This window comes from uncultured Sanguibacteroides sp. (assembly GCF_900543425.1).
In the GTDB taxonomy this organism is placed as follows: Bacteria; Bacteroidota; Bacteroidia; order Bacteroidales; family Marinifilaceae; genus Gabonibacter.
In genome coordinates this window covers 1-16,661 of sequence record NZ_UQRQ01000017.1, presented here as the reverse complement: position 1 = coordinate 16,661, position 16,661 = coordinate 1, and the positions used below count along the sequence as shown (strand labels likewise).

Annotated in this window: 11 protein-coding genes and 1 tRNA gene; 7 read left to right on the top strand and 5 right to left on the bottom strand. The window is 38.1% G+C overall.

All coding sequences use genetic code 11. From position 1 onward, the window contains the following. Positions 1-14: 14 nt before the first annotated feature. The 6 genes from QZR76_RS09970 (at position 15) to QZR76_RS09945 (ending at position 9,756) form a co-directional block, all read left to right on the top strand. Entirely contained in the window at positions 15-3,389 is a 3,375-nt protein-coding gene (locus QZR76_RS09970; RefSeq protein WP_294142674.1) for a SusC/RagA family TonB-linked outer membrane protein, read from the top strand. 11 nt (positions 3,390-3,400) lie between these two features. Continuing rightward, positions 3,401-4,879 carry a RagB/SusD family nutrient uptake outer membrane protein gene (locus tag QZR76_RS09965; RefSeq protein WP_294142673.1) on the top strand — a complete coding sequence of 493 codons (1,479 nt, stop codon included), beginning with the start codon at positions 3,401-3,403 and terminating at the stop codon, positions 4,877-4,879. A gap of 15 nt (positions 4,880-4,894) precedes the next feature. Further along, positions 4,895-5,590, top strand: a complete 696-nt coding sequence (locus QZR76_RS09960) for a DUF4843 domain-containing protein (protein WP_294142672.1) — start codon at positions 4,895-4,897, stop codon at positions 5,588-5,590. A gap of 23 nt (positions 5,591-5,613) precedes the next feature. Further along, on the top strand, positions 5,614-7,197 hold the full coding sequence (locus QZR76_RS09955) for a PKD-like family lipoprotein (RefSeq protein WP_294142671.1): 1,584 nt from the start codon (positions 5,614-5,616) through the stop codon (positions 7,195-7,197). Between the two features lie 223 nt (positions 7,198-7,420). Next, positions 7,421-8,350 (top strand): ABC transporter ATP-binding protein, encoded by a 930-nt coding sequence (locus tag QZR76_RS09950; protein WP_294142670.1) that lies wholly within the window; start codon positions 7,421-7,423, stop codon positions 8,348-8,350. A 65-nt stretch (positions 8,351-8,415) separates the two neighbouring features. Beyond that, on the top strand, positions 8,416-9,756 hold the full coding sequence (locus QZR76_RS09945) for an MATE family efflux transporter (RefSeq protein WP_294142669.1): 1,341 nt from the start codon (positions 8,416-8,418) through the stop codon (positions 9,754-9,756). Here the strand turns inward: QZR76_RS09945 and QZR76_RS09940 are convergent. Both QZR76_RS09940 and QZR76_RS09935 read right to left on the bottom strand, forming a co-directional pair. Next, on the bottom strand, positions 9,753-10,379 hold the full coding sequence (locus QZR76_RS09940; protein WP_294142668.1) for an HAD family phosphatase: 627 nt from the start codon (positions 10,377-10,379) through the stop codon (positions 9,753-9,755). The two genes, QZR76_RS09945 and QZR76_RS09940, sit on opposite strands and share 4 nt — an antisense overlap. An 11-nt stretch (positions 10,380-10,390) precedes the next feature. Then, positions 10,391-12,799 carry a TonB-dependent receptor gene (locus QZR76_RS09935; RefSeq protein WP_294142667.1) on the bottom strand — a complete coding sequence of 803 codons (2,409 nt, stop codon included), beginning with the start codon at positions 12,797-12,799 and terminating at the stop codon, positions 10,391-10,393. A 203-nt stretch (positions 12,800-13,002) separates the two neighbouring features. On the opposite strand from QZR76_RS09935, the gene QZR76_RS09930 reads away from it, so the two are divergent. Continuing rightward, positions 13,003-13,087 (top strand) — tRNA-Leu (locus tag QZR76_RS09930). An 855-nt stretch (positions 13,088-13,942) separates the two neighbouring features. Here QZR76_RS09930 and QZR76_RS09925 read toward each other — a convergent pair. The 3 genes from QZR76_RS09925 to QZR76_RS09915 all read right to left on the bottom strand — a co-directional run. Further along, entirely contained in the window at positions 13,943-14,548 is a 606-nt protein-coding gene (locus tag QZR76_RS09925) for a hypothetical protein (RefSeq protein WP_294142666.1), read from the bottom strand. Between the two features lie 29 nt (positions 14,549-14,577). Beyond that, complete coding sequence (locus QZR76_RS09920; protein WP_294142665.1) at positions 14,578-16,035, bottom strand: trypsin-like peptidase domain-containing protein; 1,458 nt, start codon at positions 16,033-16,035, stop codon at positions 14,578-14,580. Positions 16,036-16,452: 417 nt separating this feature from the next. After that, the coding region (locus tag QZR76_RS09915; RefSeq protein WP_294142664.1) for a DUF3871 family protein at positions 16,453-16,661 on the bottom strand (209 nt) is incomplete at its 5' end.

The window sequence follows — 16,661 nt, the reverse complement described above, 5'->3', positions numbered from 1 at the left end:
TAACTACTACAAAAATGAGAAAAAACGATCATTCATTCTTTAGGAACAAGTGTAGAAAGTTGTTTTATAAAGGGAGTATAGTTCTCTTTATCCAGCTTTTTACGGTCTTGTCTATTTTCGGAGAAAATCTGTATGGTCAACAAAACAAGATCGTTACAGTACATCTTAAAGATGTAACTTTACTCTCCGCGTTGGAGTATTTAACGAACGTGATAGGGTGTGAAATCCTTTACAATCACGAGCAGGTGAAATCTACGACCAAGTTTGACCTGAACATGAAAGAAAAGACTATCCGGGAGGTATTGGACAAATGTTTGGAAAATACGAATCTGACCTATAAGGTAGTCGATGATATTTTTGTTCTGACGACTCGTTCGGCGGATGAAAAGAAGGAGAAAACGGTTACAGGGGAGGTTATGGATGAGGCAAAGCAGCCGCTTCCCGGTGTTACTATTAGAATTAAAGGGACAACCATAGGGGTTAGCTCCGATCCTCAAGGAAAGTTTAAGTTATCTGTGCCGGATACAACAAAATTAACGTTGATTTTCTCTTTTATCGGTATGGAGACCCAAGAGATTGTTATCAAAGACTCTCTTCATATCAAGGTAATCATGAAAGAGATGACCGAAGCGTTGAAAGATGTTGTGGTTACGGGATATGCCAACATTAAGAAATCCAGTTTTACCGGAAATGCTATTCGGATCGGTAAAGAGGATCTGCTGAAGGTTTCTTCCCGGAATGTAATTAACGTATTACAGGTGTTCGATCCCTCTTTTCGGATCATGAGAAACAACGATATGGGATCAGATCCGAATACCATGCCGGAATTTTATATTCGCGGTCGTTCCGGAATCGGTGTAAAGCAATTGGATAAATCTTCTATTTCTCAGACTGCTCTGAAAAATAATCCGAATACACCTATTTTTATCATGGACGGCTATGAAACGACGGTGGAAAAAGTGTATGATTTTGATCCCAACCGGATAGAAAGTATAACGATATTAAAGGATGCTGCCGCCACGGCTATTTACGGTTCGCGTGCCGCAAACGGAGTGGTCGTTATCGAGACCAAAGCTCCGACTCCCGGTAAATTGAGGGCCTCCTATAATTTTACCGGCGGTTTGACTGTACCCGATCTTTCGGATTATAACTTAATGAATGCCCGGGAAAAACTGGATGCGGAAATTGCTGCCGATTTTTATGAAAATGATGATGATTTACAATATCAGCAATTGCAACAAGAGCTGATCGCTAAACGGAATAATGTTTTAAAAGGAGTGGATAGTGACTGGATCTCCCAGCCTCTACGAAATGAATTCAATCATAAACACAGTTTATATATCGAGGGAGGAGTGAATGATATTCGTTTCGGTGTCGATTTGAGATACGATGTTCAGAATGGTGTGATGAAAGGTTCGGGACGTAAAGTTGTCGGAACAGGTATTTTGATTGACTATCGGAGCAAACATCTTCAAATTAAGAATAAAGTCAGCTATGATGTGAAAAAATCAACTAATTCTCCTTATGGCAGCTTCAGCGAATATACGACGAGATTACCCTATGTGCCTTTTGTGGATGAAAACGGGGATTATTTGAAGACTCTACCCTGGCATTTGGGTTCTAATACAAAGAATCCTTTTTATGAAGCTAAGATTTTAAATAATTATGACAAAGGAGGATATAGCGATTTGACCAATAATTTTCAGGTCAATTGGTACGCTTTTACCGGGATGCAGGTACAGGGGCAGTTTTCAATTACAAAGAAGGACGAGTGGACGAAAGTTTTTACGGATCCTTTGTCTGATAAATTTAAAAGCGTGTATGACTCAAAGGCCTTGCGCGGTGATTTGACGAAGACAAAGATGGAGTCGATAAGTTGGGATTTGAAAGTTATGGCTAATTACGTGCAGTCATTCGCTAAGCATAATATAAACTTTTCTATCGGTATTAATGCTCGGGAAGAGCGTTATGACCAAACCTCTACTTATTATAGGGGATTCCCGTCCGGAACGTTAAGTTCACCGAGTTACGCGGAAGAGACTCAGGAACCGACTTATGCCGATAATCATACCCGGTTGTTCGGTGGCTTGATGGCATTGAATTATTCGTATGATGATATTTATTTGTTCGATGCTTCTTTCCGTTTGGATGGTTCTTCCGAATTCGGATCAAAGAAAAGAACAGCCCCATTTTATTCCTGCGGAGTCGGTTTAAATATACATAATTATCCTTTCTTGAAAGGAAATCCGACACTGAGTTTGCTGAAAATTACCGGGACCTTCGGACAAACCGGAAAAGTTGATTTTGAACCTTATGCGGCAAAACATACTTATGAGATTACCAAAAAATATTATGGAACCGGAAATGCATTACAACTCTATTATATGGGTAATGATAATTTGACCTGGGAGATAACGGATAATTATGATGTGAGATTGGAATTGGGCTTTTTACAGGATGCGATTGAATTTAAGATCGGTTGGTATAATAAGATAACCAAAGACTTGATTTCCGATGTAACCTTACCGGCTTCAACAGGTTTTACAAGTTATAAGGATAATATCGGAGAAGTTCAAAATAAGGGAATTGAGTTGGATATTCGGGCTAATGTTTTGAGAAATCGAGATTGGAATGTGATCGTATTCGGAAATTTGGCCCATAATAAAAATAAAATCCGGAAAATCTCGGAATCGCTCAAAGAATACAATGACCGGGTGAATGCAGAGTTTGCGGATTATGATTCAAATTGGAAAGATTCCAAATACAGTAAGCCTTTGATGAAATATATTGAAGGTGGATCGTTAACTTCGATCTGGGGGATGAAGTCGTTGGGAATTAATCCGAGTGACGGTAAAGAAATCTATGTTTATCGAGATGGAACAATCGGTTACGATTGGATCGCTTCCGAACAAATGATTCTGGGTGATACGGAGCCTGATGTGACAGGTGCTTTCGGTGTAAATCTGCAATATAAAGGATTTTCATTGTTTGCCACCTTTACTTATGATTTCGGGGGATACGAATACAACCAGACGTTGGTGGATAAGGTGGAAAATGTGGATTTAAGATACGCGAATGCGGATAAACGCGTTCTTACTCAACGTTGGCAAAATCCGGGAGACCGTACGAAGTTGAAATCTATTAAAGAGAGAGAGTACACGACTCGTCCTACTTCTCGGTTTGTGCAAAAGAACAATCGGGTAGACTTCAAAGCTTTGACATTAAGCTATGATTTTAACACGGATTTGATCAATCGTATGGGATTGAGTATGTTGAGATTGCAATTCCAAATGAATGATGTGGCTCATTTCTCAAGTGTAAAACAAGAAAGAGGGTTGTCTTATCCTTTTGCCAGAAGTTTTGATTTTACATTAAACGTAAGTTTTTAAAATAGTTGGTTATGAAAATAGATAGAAATATATTTATAATAATCCTGCTGCTTATATCACTTTCTTCATGTGATAAATGGTTGGATGTTTCGCCTAAGAATCAGGTGACTGATGAGGAGCTTTTTAAAAATGGCGAGGGTTTTAGGAACGCCTTGAACGGAGTTTATGAAATGCTTTCCTCGCAAGAGTTATACGGACGGGAATTGTCCTGGGGGTTCTTGAGTGTCTTGGCTCAGACCTATGATGATAATGATATCGAACAGGCTTATTCCGGGCTGGTGAAATACCAATACGGATTAGAAGGGAATAAAGAAATTATTTCCACCATCTGGTCGAAGTCCTACAAAGCGATAGCCAATTGTAATAAACTGATCAGTGAAATAGAAGGCAAAAAAGGTTCTTTCTTTGAATTGGGCGAGGCTGAAAAGAATTTGATCATGGGAGAAGCTTATGCTTTGCGGGCCTTTATTCACTTTGATCTGTTACGTTTGTTTGCTCCGGCGCCAGTAACAGGTGATGGAGGTAATTATATCCCTTATTTTAGTGTTTACCCTTCTAAATTTGAAGGTAAAAAGACCGTTTCCCAGATTATGGAATTGGTAATACAGGATTTTTTAACGGCTAAAGATCTGGTAGCTAGTTATGATACGGTTTATAATAAGTGGTATATGGCAAGTCCGGAAGCCCGTTTGCAGGTTTCTGAGGCTGCTGATGGTGGTCGTTTCTTTACTTTGAGAGGCGGACGGATGAATTACATGGCGATTCAGGGACTCTTGGCACGGGCTTATATGTACGCGGGAGATTTGACAAATGCCGAGAAGTATTGTCGTGGAATCCTAACACGCTATGTATTGGACGAGGGAGGAGAAGATATGATCAATTTCACGGAAAAGAATTTTGTTTCTACTGTAGATAAAAAGTTCTACGTGAAGTATTGGAACGATATTATTTTCGCTTTGTATGACGATCATTTATTGGAAAAAATTGCGGATTTTAAAGTCTCAACGAAGGCCAGTATGTATGTAAAAGATTGGGATGCCATGTTTACGGGCCGGAATGACGGGTTAGATTATCGTGCCTATCAAAAACAATCGATTCCGGGATCGAGTAATGTGGTAACTAAAAAATGGCTGGATTTGGATACCGATGAACAGTTGGTTCATGCTCAGGAACCTTTGATTCCTATATTACGTTTGAGTGAAATTTATTATATTCTGAGTGAATGTCTTGTGGCTAAAGAGACTACAAAGGCAGAAGGAGTGGCTTATATGAATAAAGTTAGGGCAAAACGAGGAGCATTACGGGAAATTTCTGTCGATAATTATATGGATGAATTGATTTGGGAAGGAAAAAAAGAGTATTTGGCAGAAGGACAAGCCTTTTTCTTGTTTAAGCGTTTAAATCGACCGATCGTTAGCGGAACACAGGTTATTCAAATGGATAAATCCAAATTTGTGTTGCCTATCCCTGAAAATGAAAATATTTACTAATAAAATGAAATCGTTATGGGAAGATTATGTTCTCTTTTGATAGGAATATCTTTACTAATGTCTTGTAGTAAAGAGGAGATTCCAATGTATGGTTCTGAGCATTATGTGCAATTTACAAATATATGGACCGATTCCCTTGAATACTCTTTTTTCTTCTATTCTTGGGCGAGTGATTTGCAGATACCGTTGGTCGTGAAGTTGGTAGGTGATCCTCTGAAAGAAAAAACGAAGTTCGTGATAAAGGTAGTGGAGGACGAGACAACGGCTAAACCGAGCCAATACGGACTTCCGGAAGAAGTGTTTTTTAAACCCAACCAGACGGAAGATACGCTATATCTGACATTGAAAAAAGTAGATTTAACACGAAAAGTCAGACTCGTCATTGAGATAGCCGGAGGTGATTTAATGCCGGGGCAGACGATTTATACACGAAAAATTATCTGGTTTAGTGATGAAGTAACTCGTCCCACGTGGTGGCCGGAAGGTGGTCAGGTAGAAAAAATATTTTTAGGTCCCTATACAGAGACAAAGTTCAGAAAGTTTATGGAAGTGACAAAGGTCGGAGATTTGACGGATTATGATTACGATGAGAGACGGGCATTAGCCCTCGAATTTAAAAATGAATTGATTCGATTGTCGGAAATTGGAGAGCCGTGCTATGATGAGGATAACTCATTGATGTTATTGAGTGTGCCGGTATTAGGGAATTAAGAATCATTAAATATAGAATGACAATGAAGACAAGGTATATATTGATTTTGATAGCGGGACTCTTAGGCTTTTGGTCCTGTATCGATGATGAAGGGAATTACAAGTATATTGAATTGCCGGGATTGACTATTAACAAGGGAACTATGGCTACTTTGCAAACTATTGTCGGGGAGCCTGTTACGTACGACCCTAAAGTCGAATATGAAGTTCCTGCCGATTCGATCTATTTTACGTATATATGGTACGATGGGAAAGACTCTGTTTCCAATAAGAAAATATTGGAATTTACTCCTTTACAAATTCGCGATTATCGTTTTAGATTGGAGGCAACGGATACCCGTACGGGGGTTCAATACGTCGGAACTCTATTACTGAGCGGTGTTTCTCCTTATCAGGATTGTTTCGTAATCCTATATAAGGAAGGGGATATTTCCAGGCTCGGTTTTGTAAAAGTACAGGGATTCACGGCCCAAGGTGATCCGAAAGATTTTACGGACTATAAAGTCTATTACCACGTGTATAAGGATGTGAACGAAATTGATTTGGGAACTGATCCGCAGAAGGTGATTCAACATATTGCCGGAATGAATAAAAGCGAGTTCTTAGTGATACAAAAAGGCGGGGAAGGATGTATAGAGGTGGATGGAACAACCATAGAAAAGGTACTTACAACAAAACAAGAGTTCGTGAATGAAAATCCTCCTGCTAACCTTGAACCTATAGATGTTTGTTATCATCCTTCGATTAATGTTCTGTTGAATGCGGATGGTAAACTGTATAACCGGGAGATGTTGTCTAATGAAGGTTTTCATTCCAATGCTTACGTGAATGTTCCTATGTATATCGATGTGGATAACGGAGTAAAAGGGGGTAAGATCGAACGGTTGATTCAGCCGATTTACACGAATACGAATAACTTTTTATTGCATGATGAAACCAATCGTCGTTTGATCTATTCGGCTTGTTTCGGTTCTAATTTAGCCGCTATGGTGGTTTTATTCTGTGAAGATGGCTGGCCGGCAGAGAATTATACTCCTCTGGATAATTTGGGAGATATGGAGTTGACTTATGTCGCTGCTTATGGCGATTACGAATGGGATGGCGGAAGTAGTAAATACGTGATGATATTGAAAGACCCTTCCGGGAAATATAAGATCCAACAATTTGGCGTCCCTGCAAGATCGAATGGAGGCGTGACCATTGAAGACGAATATTTGCAAAAGGATTTTTCGGGTGGAGAATACATTACGTCAAAAAGTAAATTCTTCTTGTACAAGACGGGAGAGTATCTGTTCTTTAGCGGAGGAGCAAATAATGATCTCTTGTGTTGTTATCGTATGGTGGACGGAGTGACATTTGTGCATGATAATTATAATGGAAAATCCATAACGGCTCTTTGTCCGAATGAAGGGTATACCTATTCTATGTGGTCCGGTTATCCCGGTTTAGGTGTTGGACTTTCAAATGGAGAGTTTTATTTTTATCATATGACCGATGCGGCGTTATACTATAATAGACCGGAAGTTTTGTACCATTGCTCGGGGTTTGGGGATGGAATTGTTGATGTGATCTACAAACATACCTCGGAATTTTCGTTCTGGCAGTAGTGTTTGTAATAACGTGCAAAGTGTGCAAAGAGCCGTCGTCCCGACGGCTCTTTTTTGTAATTTGCGGAATGCGGGATACCGGGAAGGAAAGGTATAAATCATAAAAAAAGTTAAATTGCAAATAATAGTAAACAAAAACATATACAAGTGAAATAAATGTCTTAATTTTAAAAACAAATTTGTTAGTAGACCATGTCGTGTATTAACTTTTAAACCTAAGATCATGAAAATTAAAATTGAGCATTTGGATAAAGTTTATCCCGGAGGAAAAAAGGCACTGAATGACCTTAATCTGGAGATTGAGTCGGGGATGTTTGGATTGTTAGGACCGAATGGGGCAGGAAAGACTACTTTGATGAGAATTATGACGCTCTTGCAAGAGCCGACGTCTGGAACTATATTCTTTGATGATTACGATATTGCAAAAGATCGAAAAGCTATCCGTTCTTTATTAGGGTATTTGCCACAAGATTTCCGTTTCTTTGAAAAGTTGAAGACTTGGGAATTTTTGGATTACGGTGCAGGCCTCGCCGGAATTGAAAAGAAACAAAGGAAAGAGCTTGTAGATGAAATGTTGCGTAAGGTAGGGTTATTCGAAGTGCGCGATCGTTGGGCAAATCGCTTATCCGGTGGTATGAAACGAAGATTAGGAATCGCACAGGCCATTATCGGTAACCCGAAAGTAATCATTGTCGATGAGCCGACAACCGGTTTGGACCCGGAGGAACGTATCCGTTTCCGGAATATTTTGTCCGATATTAGTGATAAAGATGCGATTATTTTGTTATCGACTCATATCGTGGGTGATATCTCCAGTACTTGTAAAAATTTGGCCTTGCTGAACAGGGGTGAATTGAAATTTAAAGGTTCTCCTGATGAAATGATTTCCCAAGCCAGGGGAAAAGTATGGGAATTGTTTGTTACAGAAACGGAATACGAGGAAGTAAAAGAGAAGTATCCGGTTGTATCCACGATCCCGACAGAAGGCGGTATGGAAATTCAGGTTGTGGCAGAGAAGATCGATGAAGGATTCTCTTGTAAAGCTATTGAGCCGAATTTGGAGCACGCTTACGTCTATTATATGGATTTTGTATTGAAAGACAAAATGGATATGCAGGCGGAGAAAGAACTTGCCGGAGAGTTATTCAAATAAATATAGAACGATATTTTGCTTACCATTCTTTCTGTTTATCTTTGCTCGTCAAATAAACAGAGGGAATGGTAATTTATTTTCAGCAGTATAGAAAACATTACGTAGACACGATACGCTTAGGTATTCCTATCGTTTTGGGACAATTAGGAATCGTGTTGGTGGGATTAGCCGATAATATTATGGTCGGACGTTATGGAACAGCCGATCTGGCGGCAGCTTCGTTTGTCAATAGTGTTTTCAATATTCCGATTTTGTTCGGTTTGGGTTTTTCTTACGGATTAACTCCTTTGGTCGGGCAATATTATGGTCGGGGTGATAAATTTCGGGTAGGAGGATTGTTGAGAAATAGTTTGCTGGTTAATCTATGCATCGGGGTTTTGTTGTCTGTGATCATGTGGATCCTTTATCTCTATGTGGATAGAATGGGGCAACCCGAGGAACTGTTACCGATTATTCGTCCTTATTTTCTCCTGCAACTGGCTTCCTTGGTTTTTGTAATGATGTTCAACAGTTTTAAACAATTTGCCGATGGAATAACGGATACGATTACTCCTATGTGCATCATGCTATCGGCAAACCTGCTTAATATTATCGGAAATTATATTCTCATATACGGGAAATTTGGAGCTCCGACCTTAGGATTGGCGGGTGCCGGGATTTCGACGCTGGTTTCTCGCGTGCTTATGTTTGTTGCTTTTATCATGCTGTTTTATCGTAGAAGCGGTTATCGTCGTTACTTGGTAGGGTATAAACGTACGAACTATAATAGGAGTGATGTAGGAATATTGAATAAAATGGGAATGATGGTAGGCCTGCAGATGGGGATGGAAACGGCTTTGTTTAGCGTGAGTGGGGTTATGATCGGTTGGCTGGGGACAGTAGCATTAGCTGCACATCAGGTCGTGGTTGCTGTCTCTACCTTAGGTTTTATGGTTTATTATGGTGTCGGGGCTGCTATCTCCGTGAGAGTAAGTAATTTTTACGGAAGAGGAGATGTTATTAACGTGAAACAGGCGACGATGGCAGGATTTCATTTGATTTTTGTTTTGGCTACCGTGATGGCGTGCTTTTTCTTCTTTAGTAGAGGATATATCGGATACATCTTTACCACCTCTCCCGAAGTCATACATTTAGTTGCCGTATTGATGATCATCATGGTGTTCTATCAGTTCGGGGATTGCTTGCAAATCACGTATGCTAATTCTTTACGAGGAATTGCGGATGTCACCTCTATGGCTGTTATTTCATTTATCGGCTATTTTGTGATTGCACTGCCGGTCTCTTATATTTTAGGTTTTGTGTTAAATTGGGGTATCGAGGGAATATGGATCGGATATCCTGTGGGATTGACTCTTACGGGAGTGATGTTATGTTCCCGTTATTATTATGTTTTACGGAATCGCTAAACGGGTTCAGTAATACTCCTTTTGGATGTCTTTAGGCAATTTTTAATTTCCTGATATGCTTTTTCTTTATCCGTGAAGTGTACGGTATGTATTCCTACCTCTTGAGCTGTCCGGATATTGGCGGCTAAATCGTCAATAAATAAGGATTCTTCTGCTTTTAAATGATAACGATTCAGGAGCAGTTCATATATCTCTCGATCCGGTTTGACCATCTTTTCGATAGCAGAAATAATCTTCCCTTCGAAATAATTGAAAACTTTTCTTGAACTCAGGTATTCATAAAAATCTTCGGACATATTAGAGAGACAAAATAATTTATAGTCTCGTTGGGATAGTTCTTGAATCAGTTTTTCCGTTTCCGGGATATTGGTTAACGAAACTTTTACGAATTCTATAAACTCGTTGCAATCTTCCACGGGGCAACCTGTTAATGGTGCGATCTTTTCTATAACTTGTTCTCTGGTCATGATTCCCTTATCGTATGCCGACCAATAATTTGAAAAAAAGCCGTTCGTGTGAATGTACCGAATGAGATTCGGATTACCGGGAAAGGTTTGAAGGATGTGTTCCGGATTCCATTCTACGACAACCCCGCCTAAATCAAAAATAATATTTTTTATCATATGGTTCTTGTTTAAAAATCAATAATAATTCCAATGGATGGAAGTAATGTGCCTGTATCGTTTTTAATGTATCTCATAATATAATGGTCCGGATTGTTTTTATCTACGATGTAGCTACCGTCCGGGTTCTCTGCCGGAACGAGTAAATCCGGGCTTTTGGTTTTATGATTGTATATATTTTGGATATCCGCGTATAGGATCAATGACCAGCGATGGAAATAAAAACTTCTGTCTACTCTTACGTCCAATTGGTGGAAGGCGGAGGCCCGTTCGCTATTGAAACGGGAATAATCGTAATAGGGTTGATGTTTGGCATCCCATGCGGCGATTAGAGAACTGGTCTTTTCGTCATAAGGGGTAGAAGGAGCCCCGTTTGTGTAACGCCATTTCATTCCGATATCCCAATTACCGAATTTCCGTGTCGCCGTTAATGCAAGGATGTGTCGATTGTCCCAACTACTCGGGATATAAACGGATGTCGGTCGTAAATCTTTATCCATTTTCTTGAATTCCGAGTAATAATAAGTATAGGCAATAGAAGCCGTGAGCCCGAATAGTTTCTGGGTTCGTAACATAAACTCGATCCCGTATGCTCGTCCTTCTCCTAAAGATTTTACCGGTTCGTCTCCTACGGCAACATAATCCGTACCTTTATTGGCTAAAACAATACTGTCTAATAAAGAGACCGGATAATGATTGTATTCTTTATAGAAACCTTCGAGGGTTATTCGGGTAAGGTCTCCTACACGAAATTCGATCCCGGCGACGTAGTGGTCGGTTGAAATATATTTTAAATGATTGTCTTTGTTCACGAGGTGGCCTTCTTCGTTCGCGTATCCCATAGTGGTGTAGGAGGGCAGCTGATAATAACGTCCCACGTTGAAATTAATGAACCAGAAGGGTGTTAATCCATAGGATAGAGAGAAACGGGGGGAAAATTGTTTAAGAGGATTCTGCATGTCGGAAGAGTAATTGTTTCCATCTACACGGAGTCCTAAAGAAAGAGTTAGTTTTTCGTCCCCGAATATTTTACTTGCCTGTCCGAAAAAAGACCATTTGAAAAAGTGAAAATCGTGATTATAGTGAATGGGAGTGATATCCCCCTGCGTGAATAGTGTTTTGACTGTTTTATTTTTATAACTGGCCTGTTCCAGACCTGCTCCTATATTTAATCGGATATTGGTTTTCAATAAACGTTGGTGTTCAAAACGGAACTTGTTTTCTGTTTCGCCGGAACTGTAATCTGTCGATTTCGGGAGACTTTTATTGTTGTCTTTGTATTTTTCGATCTCATTTTGCAACGTGCTTCTACTCAGAACGAAAAGGTTATTCCAATGTTTTCCGTAATGCCTGTAGGTGATGCCTATGGTATAGCTCCATTGCCTGCTTTCCGGTAAATAGCGGAGTAAATATTTTTGATCATCGTCAGGGTCTTTCATTCCTTTATTCAAATGATTTATATCGTAGGCTCCCAGACCGATGACGGTCAACTTGTCTTTATCATTGATTTTTGTTTCGGTTTTAAATTGAAAATCGTTATACACGGGTAGAAACGGTAACCCGATCATGTCAAATAGCATTTTAAGATAACTTCGGCGGGCAGAGGCTATGAATGTCGTTTTGGGTGTGAGAGGACCGTCTACCGAGAGGCCGAAATCGGTTGCTCCCAATGTGCCCCTGAATTTTAATTTATCCGGATTTCCTGCAATCTGTTTGAATTCCAATAAGGAACTCATCAGGTTGCCCCTCGATGCAGGGAAAGCTCCGGCATAAAAATCGACTTCTCTGACGAAGTCCACGTTAATAATACTTACTACTCCTCCGGAAGAACCTTGTGTGGCAAAATGATTTAAATTAGGTATTTCTACGTTGTCTAAGTAAAAACGATTCTCACTGGGGCCTCCTCCCCGGACAATGAAATCATTTCGGAATGCGGGAGAAGAGAGAACTCCCGGCATGGATTGTAATACTTTGGAAATATCCCGGTTTCCTCCCGGATTTTTCTCTATTTCTGCAATTCCGATCCGTTGTAGAGATATAGGACTACTACTGGTTTTACGAAAGGGGTCGGCTTTTATGGTCACTTGCTCCAAGGCAACGGCACTCTCTTCCAGTTCAATATTGATAGTCTTTTCCGAAGCCGTATTGACCATGAACTCTTCCGAAACGATCGTTTTGTATCCTATGCTGCTTACTTCGAGCCGATTGAACCCGAGGGGGACTTTCTCTATCCGGAAATAGCCGTTCGTGTCGGTAGCGACTCCGATAGTCGTTTTCCAGATAATGACATTGGCAAAAGGGATGGGTTCGTTATTTTTGCGGTCGACGACTCGTCCTTTGACTACTCCTTTTTCCTGAGCAAAGGAAGGAAAGATGAAAAGAGTAAAAAACAAAAATAGAAGTACAGATCGAACGTTCATAAAAATTTATTTGAGTTCAGATTTTACAAATATAGGGAAAAATATCCCATTTAATTCCATTTGTGGATTTTAATCGTTTTATGGAATGAATGATCTGTCACTCTCTTCTGAAATCTGTCATTTTCTTGTAAAGAATATATGTAAAAAAGAGTCATTTTATTTGGATATTCCGAGAAAAGCACTACTTTTGCACCCGAGTTCTTGCCCAGGTGGCGGAATTGGTAGACGCGCTGGACTCAAAATCCAGTGTCCCTTAAAGACGTGCGGGTTCGATTCCCGCCCTGGGTACACAAAAATCGAAAGATAACCCTCTTGGTCAGATGATCGAGAGGGTTTTTCTTTTGATAGTGTGATTCTAGTTCTTGATCCCCGATAAATATTTTGTCCTATTATATCCATCAAATGTATTGTTCATGTCAACCAAAACGTCACCCAAATTTCTCTATTATTAAATTGATAATTAGTTTGTTGTATTGAATCTTCGCGTAGTTCCTGTTTACTTTTTAAGGAAATCCTTTTATTTGATAAAGTTTCATGGTATTATAAATTTAATAGGTTATGTATTAGACATTCGTTTATATCTCTACTTCTAATATGCTAGTTGGTGACTTTTCCCCTGTATTGGTATATAATACTAATATGAAGTAAATAGTACACCACTGTAAAATCCAATAATAATAAGCACTTAAATTAGATACATCCTATTTGAACAAGCTACCAGAATAACAATAAACCAGTACATCATCATAAATGTAAATATTTGATATTCTGTAATATTTACTTTCTTATATCCTTTACAAGCAGTACCTTTGCTATATGTGAATGATTGATCTGATGTTCTTTTCTCAACTAGATACTCTTTTGTTTGTTAGAAAAATGTATTCCTATGAAATTACGTAAGAAAGGAAAAAACACCGATTCAGAATGGTTTGGTATTGAACACTACCATGTTTTCCATGAAATGGATTTATTTAAGTGTATAAACATGGAAAGATTGCAAATGTTATATCCTGATATATTTGGGAATCCCAAACCAAAGCTTGTTAAAAAGAAGCATAATTAAATGATTGAAGCCAGTACCTATGATATGTTTTAGGTGCTGGCTTTTTTAATTAGGTTAATATACCTAATTTTTTAGGAACACTATTTCTTTTTATTTTCTTTTTTTATTGCAGCTAGAATTCTTTCCACGCATTTTTTGGATAATGCTTTATTAGATTGATTATAAACAGCTCTAAAAGCACTATTAATTTCAGAATAAATGACAGCTTCTGTTTTCTCAAAAAGGCTTTCTACCATGTACACGCAAACACTTAATTGTAAATTTTTGTTCCATACCTGCGTTGATTTTCCTGATTGAGCCATAGCATAATTGCCTGCGGCATACATTTCCACGACGTTTTTTTCTGTTACAGTTTGGGTAATATCACCGATTGCTATTACCATTATTGTTTTAATATTGTTCTCTTCTACAATTTCTTGTAATTTTTCATCCGAAATCTCTTCTCCAGGTAAAATGAAATCATACAAAGACACTGCTTTTATCTTGTATTTCTTGAAAGTTTTCAACATTGCAGAACTCATTTTAGGATCTGCCCCTTGAAAAAACACACAAACGTTGTCCTTAATTTTACCTTTGATATTTCCATACATATAAACATTAGTAGCAATTTTTCTTTGAGCGAAGGTTTTGTTACAAAAGAAACTGCTTCCCAATAAAATAACGATAATCCATAATAAATTTTTCATGATAATTTGGTTTTAAAATTAGACAAATTCTATTTCACTTTTATAAACACTACGTATTCAGATAGCTTTTTTATTTTATCCACGAATGATAACTTTGAAATTGCATTATTGCTAGGCAAATAGACCGTGAATGGAAGTGCGTCCACTAAACTTTTTAAATAAGATGTTTTTATAGCATATCCCACATTATTTGCTTCTGGAACTCCTGCATTTGTAATTCCGACTAAATTTCCTTGTTTGTCAAATAAAGGTCCACCGCTGTTGCCAGGCTGAATTGGAGCAGATATTTGATAGGTTACAACATCTCCTTGATAACCCGTCTTAGAGCTAATAATGCCATCCGTAACTTTAACTTCTTCCCCTAATTGATTAGACATGGGATACCCCATTGCAAAAACACTTGTACCCACATCACAGGTTGAAAGATTTATAGCGTAAGATATAGTATGGAAATTTTGGAAATTGGGATCTTCTATCTTTATTAATGCAATATCATTTATTTTGTCTGATGATATTAATTTGGCATTGTAACTTTTTATGTCACCTCCCATTTTCAATTGTACATTGATAACAGACATATCCTTTACCACGTGATAATTAGTTACAATTATCCCATTATCCGTGAGCACGAATCCACTACCGCTTGCAAGGTATTCATTTGAATTATTTGAGGGGTGTTCCGTGTAAATATTTTCCTCGTAAGAAACAATTACTTTCAAAAATATGGAATTTTCACTTTCATGTTCATAAGGGTACAAACGAATAATAAGGTTATTTGTCATCCATATCGCCTCGTTTGCCTCCGTTACTTGATATGGTTGCCCGTATAATGTAATAAGTTTAGCATAGCATTCTTTGAATTTTTGGGAGGCAATATTGCATTTCCTATTATATTCTTGTCGTAATTCATCTTGATTTTTAGATACAAATCCTAATATGCCTGCTCGAACTTCTTGAATATTTGCAGCTCTAGTATAATTTATAATTTGCTGATAATAAGATGATATAGAATATATCTTTTCTTGCAAAAAATTTATCTCTGTTTTTTGAAGAGGAGAGAATACACCTTTTTGTACATGAATAATTTCAGCTTGTTTATTTGGGGAATAGAGATCTCTAAAATATTGCTGACACACACTTAACGCTCGTATCCAAGAATCTTTTATTCTGAAGTTTAGAATTTTACTATTGGAATTAGGTATTGGTTGACCTTCATATTGTTTTGCCAAACAATTTTTAGTAATATATCCAATCTGTCCTCCTACTTGCACTAAATAGTAATTATTTTCAATATCAACATCTAAAACATAAACAACCTCTCCCTTTTTACAGTTCCTAATTACATCAATGCTTTTTGGATCTGAACGAAGATTTGCAAGAATTTCATTTTGAATAACGGTTTCATAAATATAGTTCTTTTGAGCTTTTAGGGAATGACAGACCAATATGATTCCAATCATTACCATGATTTTTACAGTATATCTCATAGTTTTATGTGTTTATTGTGTTGCACAATCATCTTTTTAACACGTGCTTCCTAACCACCCAAGAAGTAATTAAATATAAAAAGAAAGCGTGGTGATTAACAGTCTATTCAGTAAGAGGTACGACCAAGTAACCCATGCAGAAATAAACAGCAACCCCACGCTAAACCATGTATATAGTAGATATATATACGGCAAGCATCGACGTTCGTATTGTTTATCCCTCTGCATAAAAATTGGTCGTTTCCTTACCGAGGATAAAGCTAAACGCTTCCATTAATTCAATATGTCTGCCATCCAGTAAACCGAATGACAACACAAATGTAAACAAATTTCAGCATTCAACAAACGCTATTTAGGGTTGCTGTGTCACAAAATTAGATTAATCGTTTTAATTTAAAGAATTAATTCCTAACGGTTTTACTCTATAAACCATTTATACGTGGAATCACCATGTAACGCTCTATCTATTCCCTCTGTTAAGTATGTGACATTTAGCGATCTATCCAAGAAGTTATCTATGTAACTACTTTTATTCGCACCTGTCAACATGTTGTAGAATTTCCATAGATTTATTTCATTCTCTCCATGCTCCCTCTTGAAATTGTCATCATTGTAATACGCTTTAG

Coding starts and splice junctions, on each gene's coding strand:
- QZR76_RS09955 (WP_294142671.1), top strand. CDS start 5,614: ATGAAGACAAGGTATATATTGATTTTGATAGCGGGACTCTTAGGCTTT.
- QZR76_RS09920 (WP_294142665.1), bottom strand. CDS start 16,035: ATGAGATATACTGTAAAAATCATGGTAATGATTGGAATCATATTGGTC.
- QZR76_RS09945 (WP_294142669.1), top strand. CDS start 8,416: ATGGTAATTTATTTTCAGCAGTATAGAAAACATTACGTAGACACGATA.
- QZR76_RS09940 (WP_294142668.1), bottom strand. CDS start 10,379: ATGATAAAAAATATTATTTTTGATTTAGGCGGGGTTGTCGTAGAATGG.
- QZR76_RS09970 (WP_294142674.1), top strand. CDS start 15: ATGAGAAAAAACGATCATTCATTCTTTAGGAACAAGTGTAGAAAGTTG.
- QZR76_RS09965 (WP_294142673.1), top strand. CDS start 3,401: ATGAAAATAGATAGAAATATATTTATAATAATCCTGCTGCTTATATCA.
- QZR76_RS09925 (WP_294142666.1), bottom strand. CDS start 14,548: ATGAAAAATTTATTATGGATTATCGTTATTTTATTGGGAAGCAGTTTC.
- QZR76_RS09960 (WP_294142672.1), top strand. CDS start 4,895: ATGGGAAGATTATGTTCTCTTTTGATAGGAATATCTTTACTAATGTCT.
- QZR76_RS09935 (WP_294142667.1), bottom strand. CDS start 12,799: ATGAACGTTCGATCTGTACTTCTATTTTTGTTTTTTACTCTTTTCATC.
- QZR76_RS09950 (WP_294142670.1), top strand. CDS start 7,421: ATGAAAATTAAAATTGAGCATTTGGATAAAGTTTATCCCGGAGGAAAA.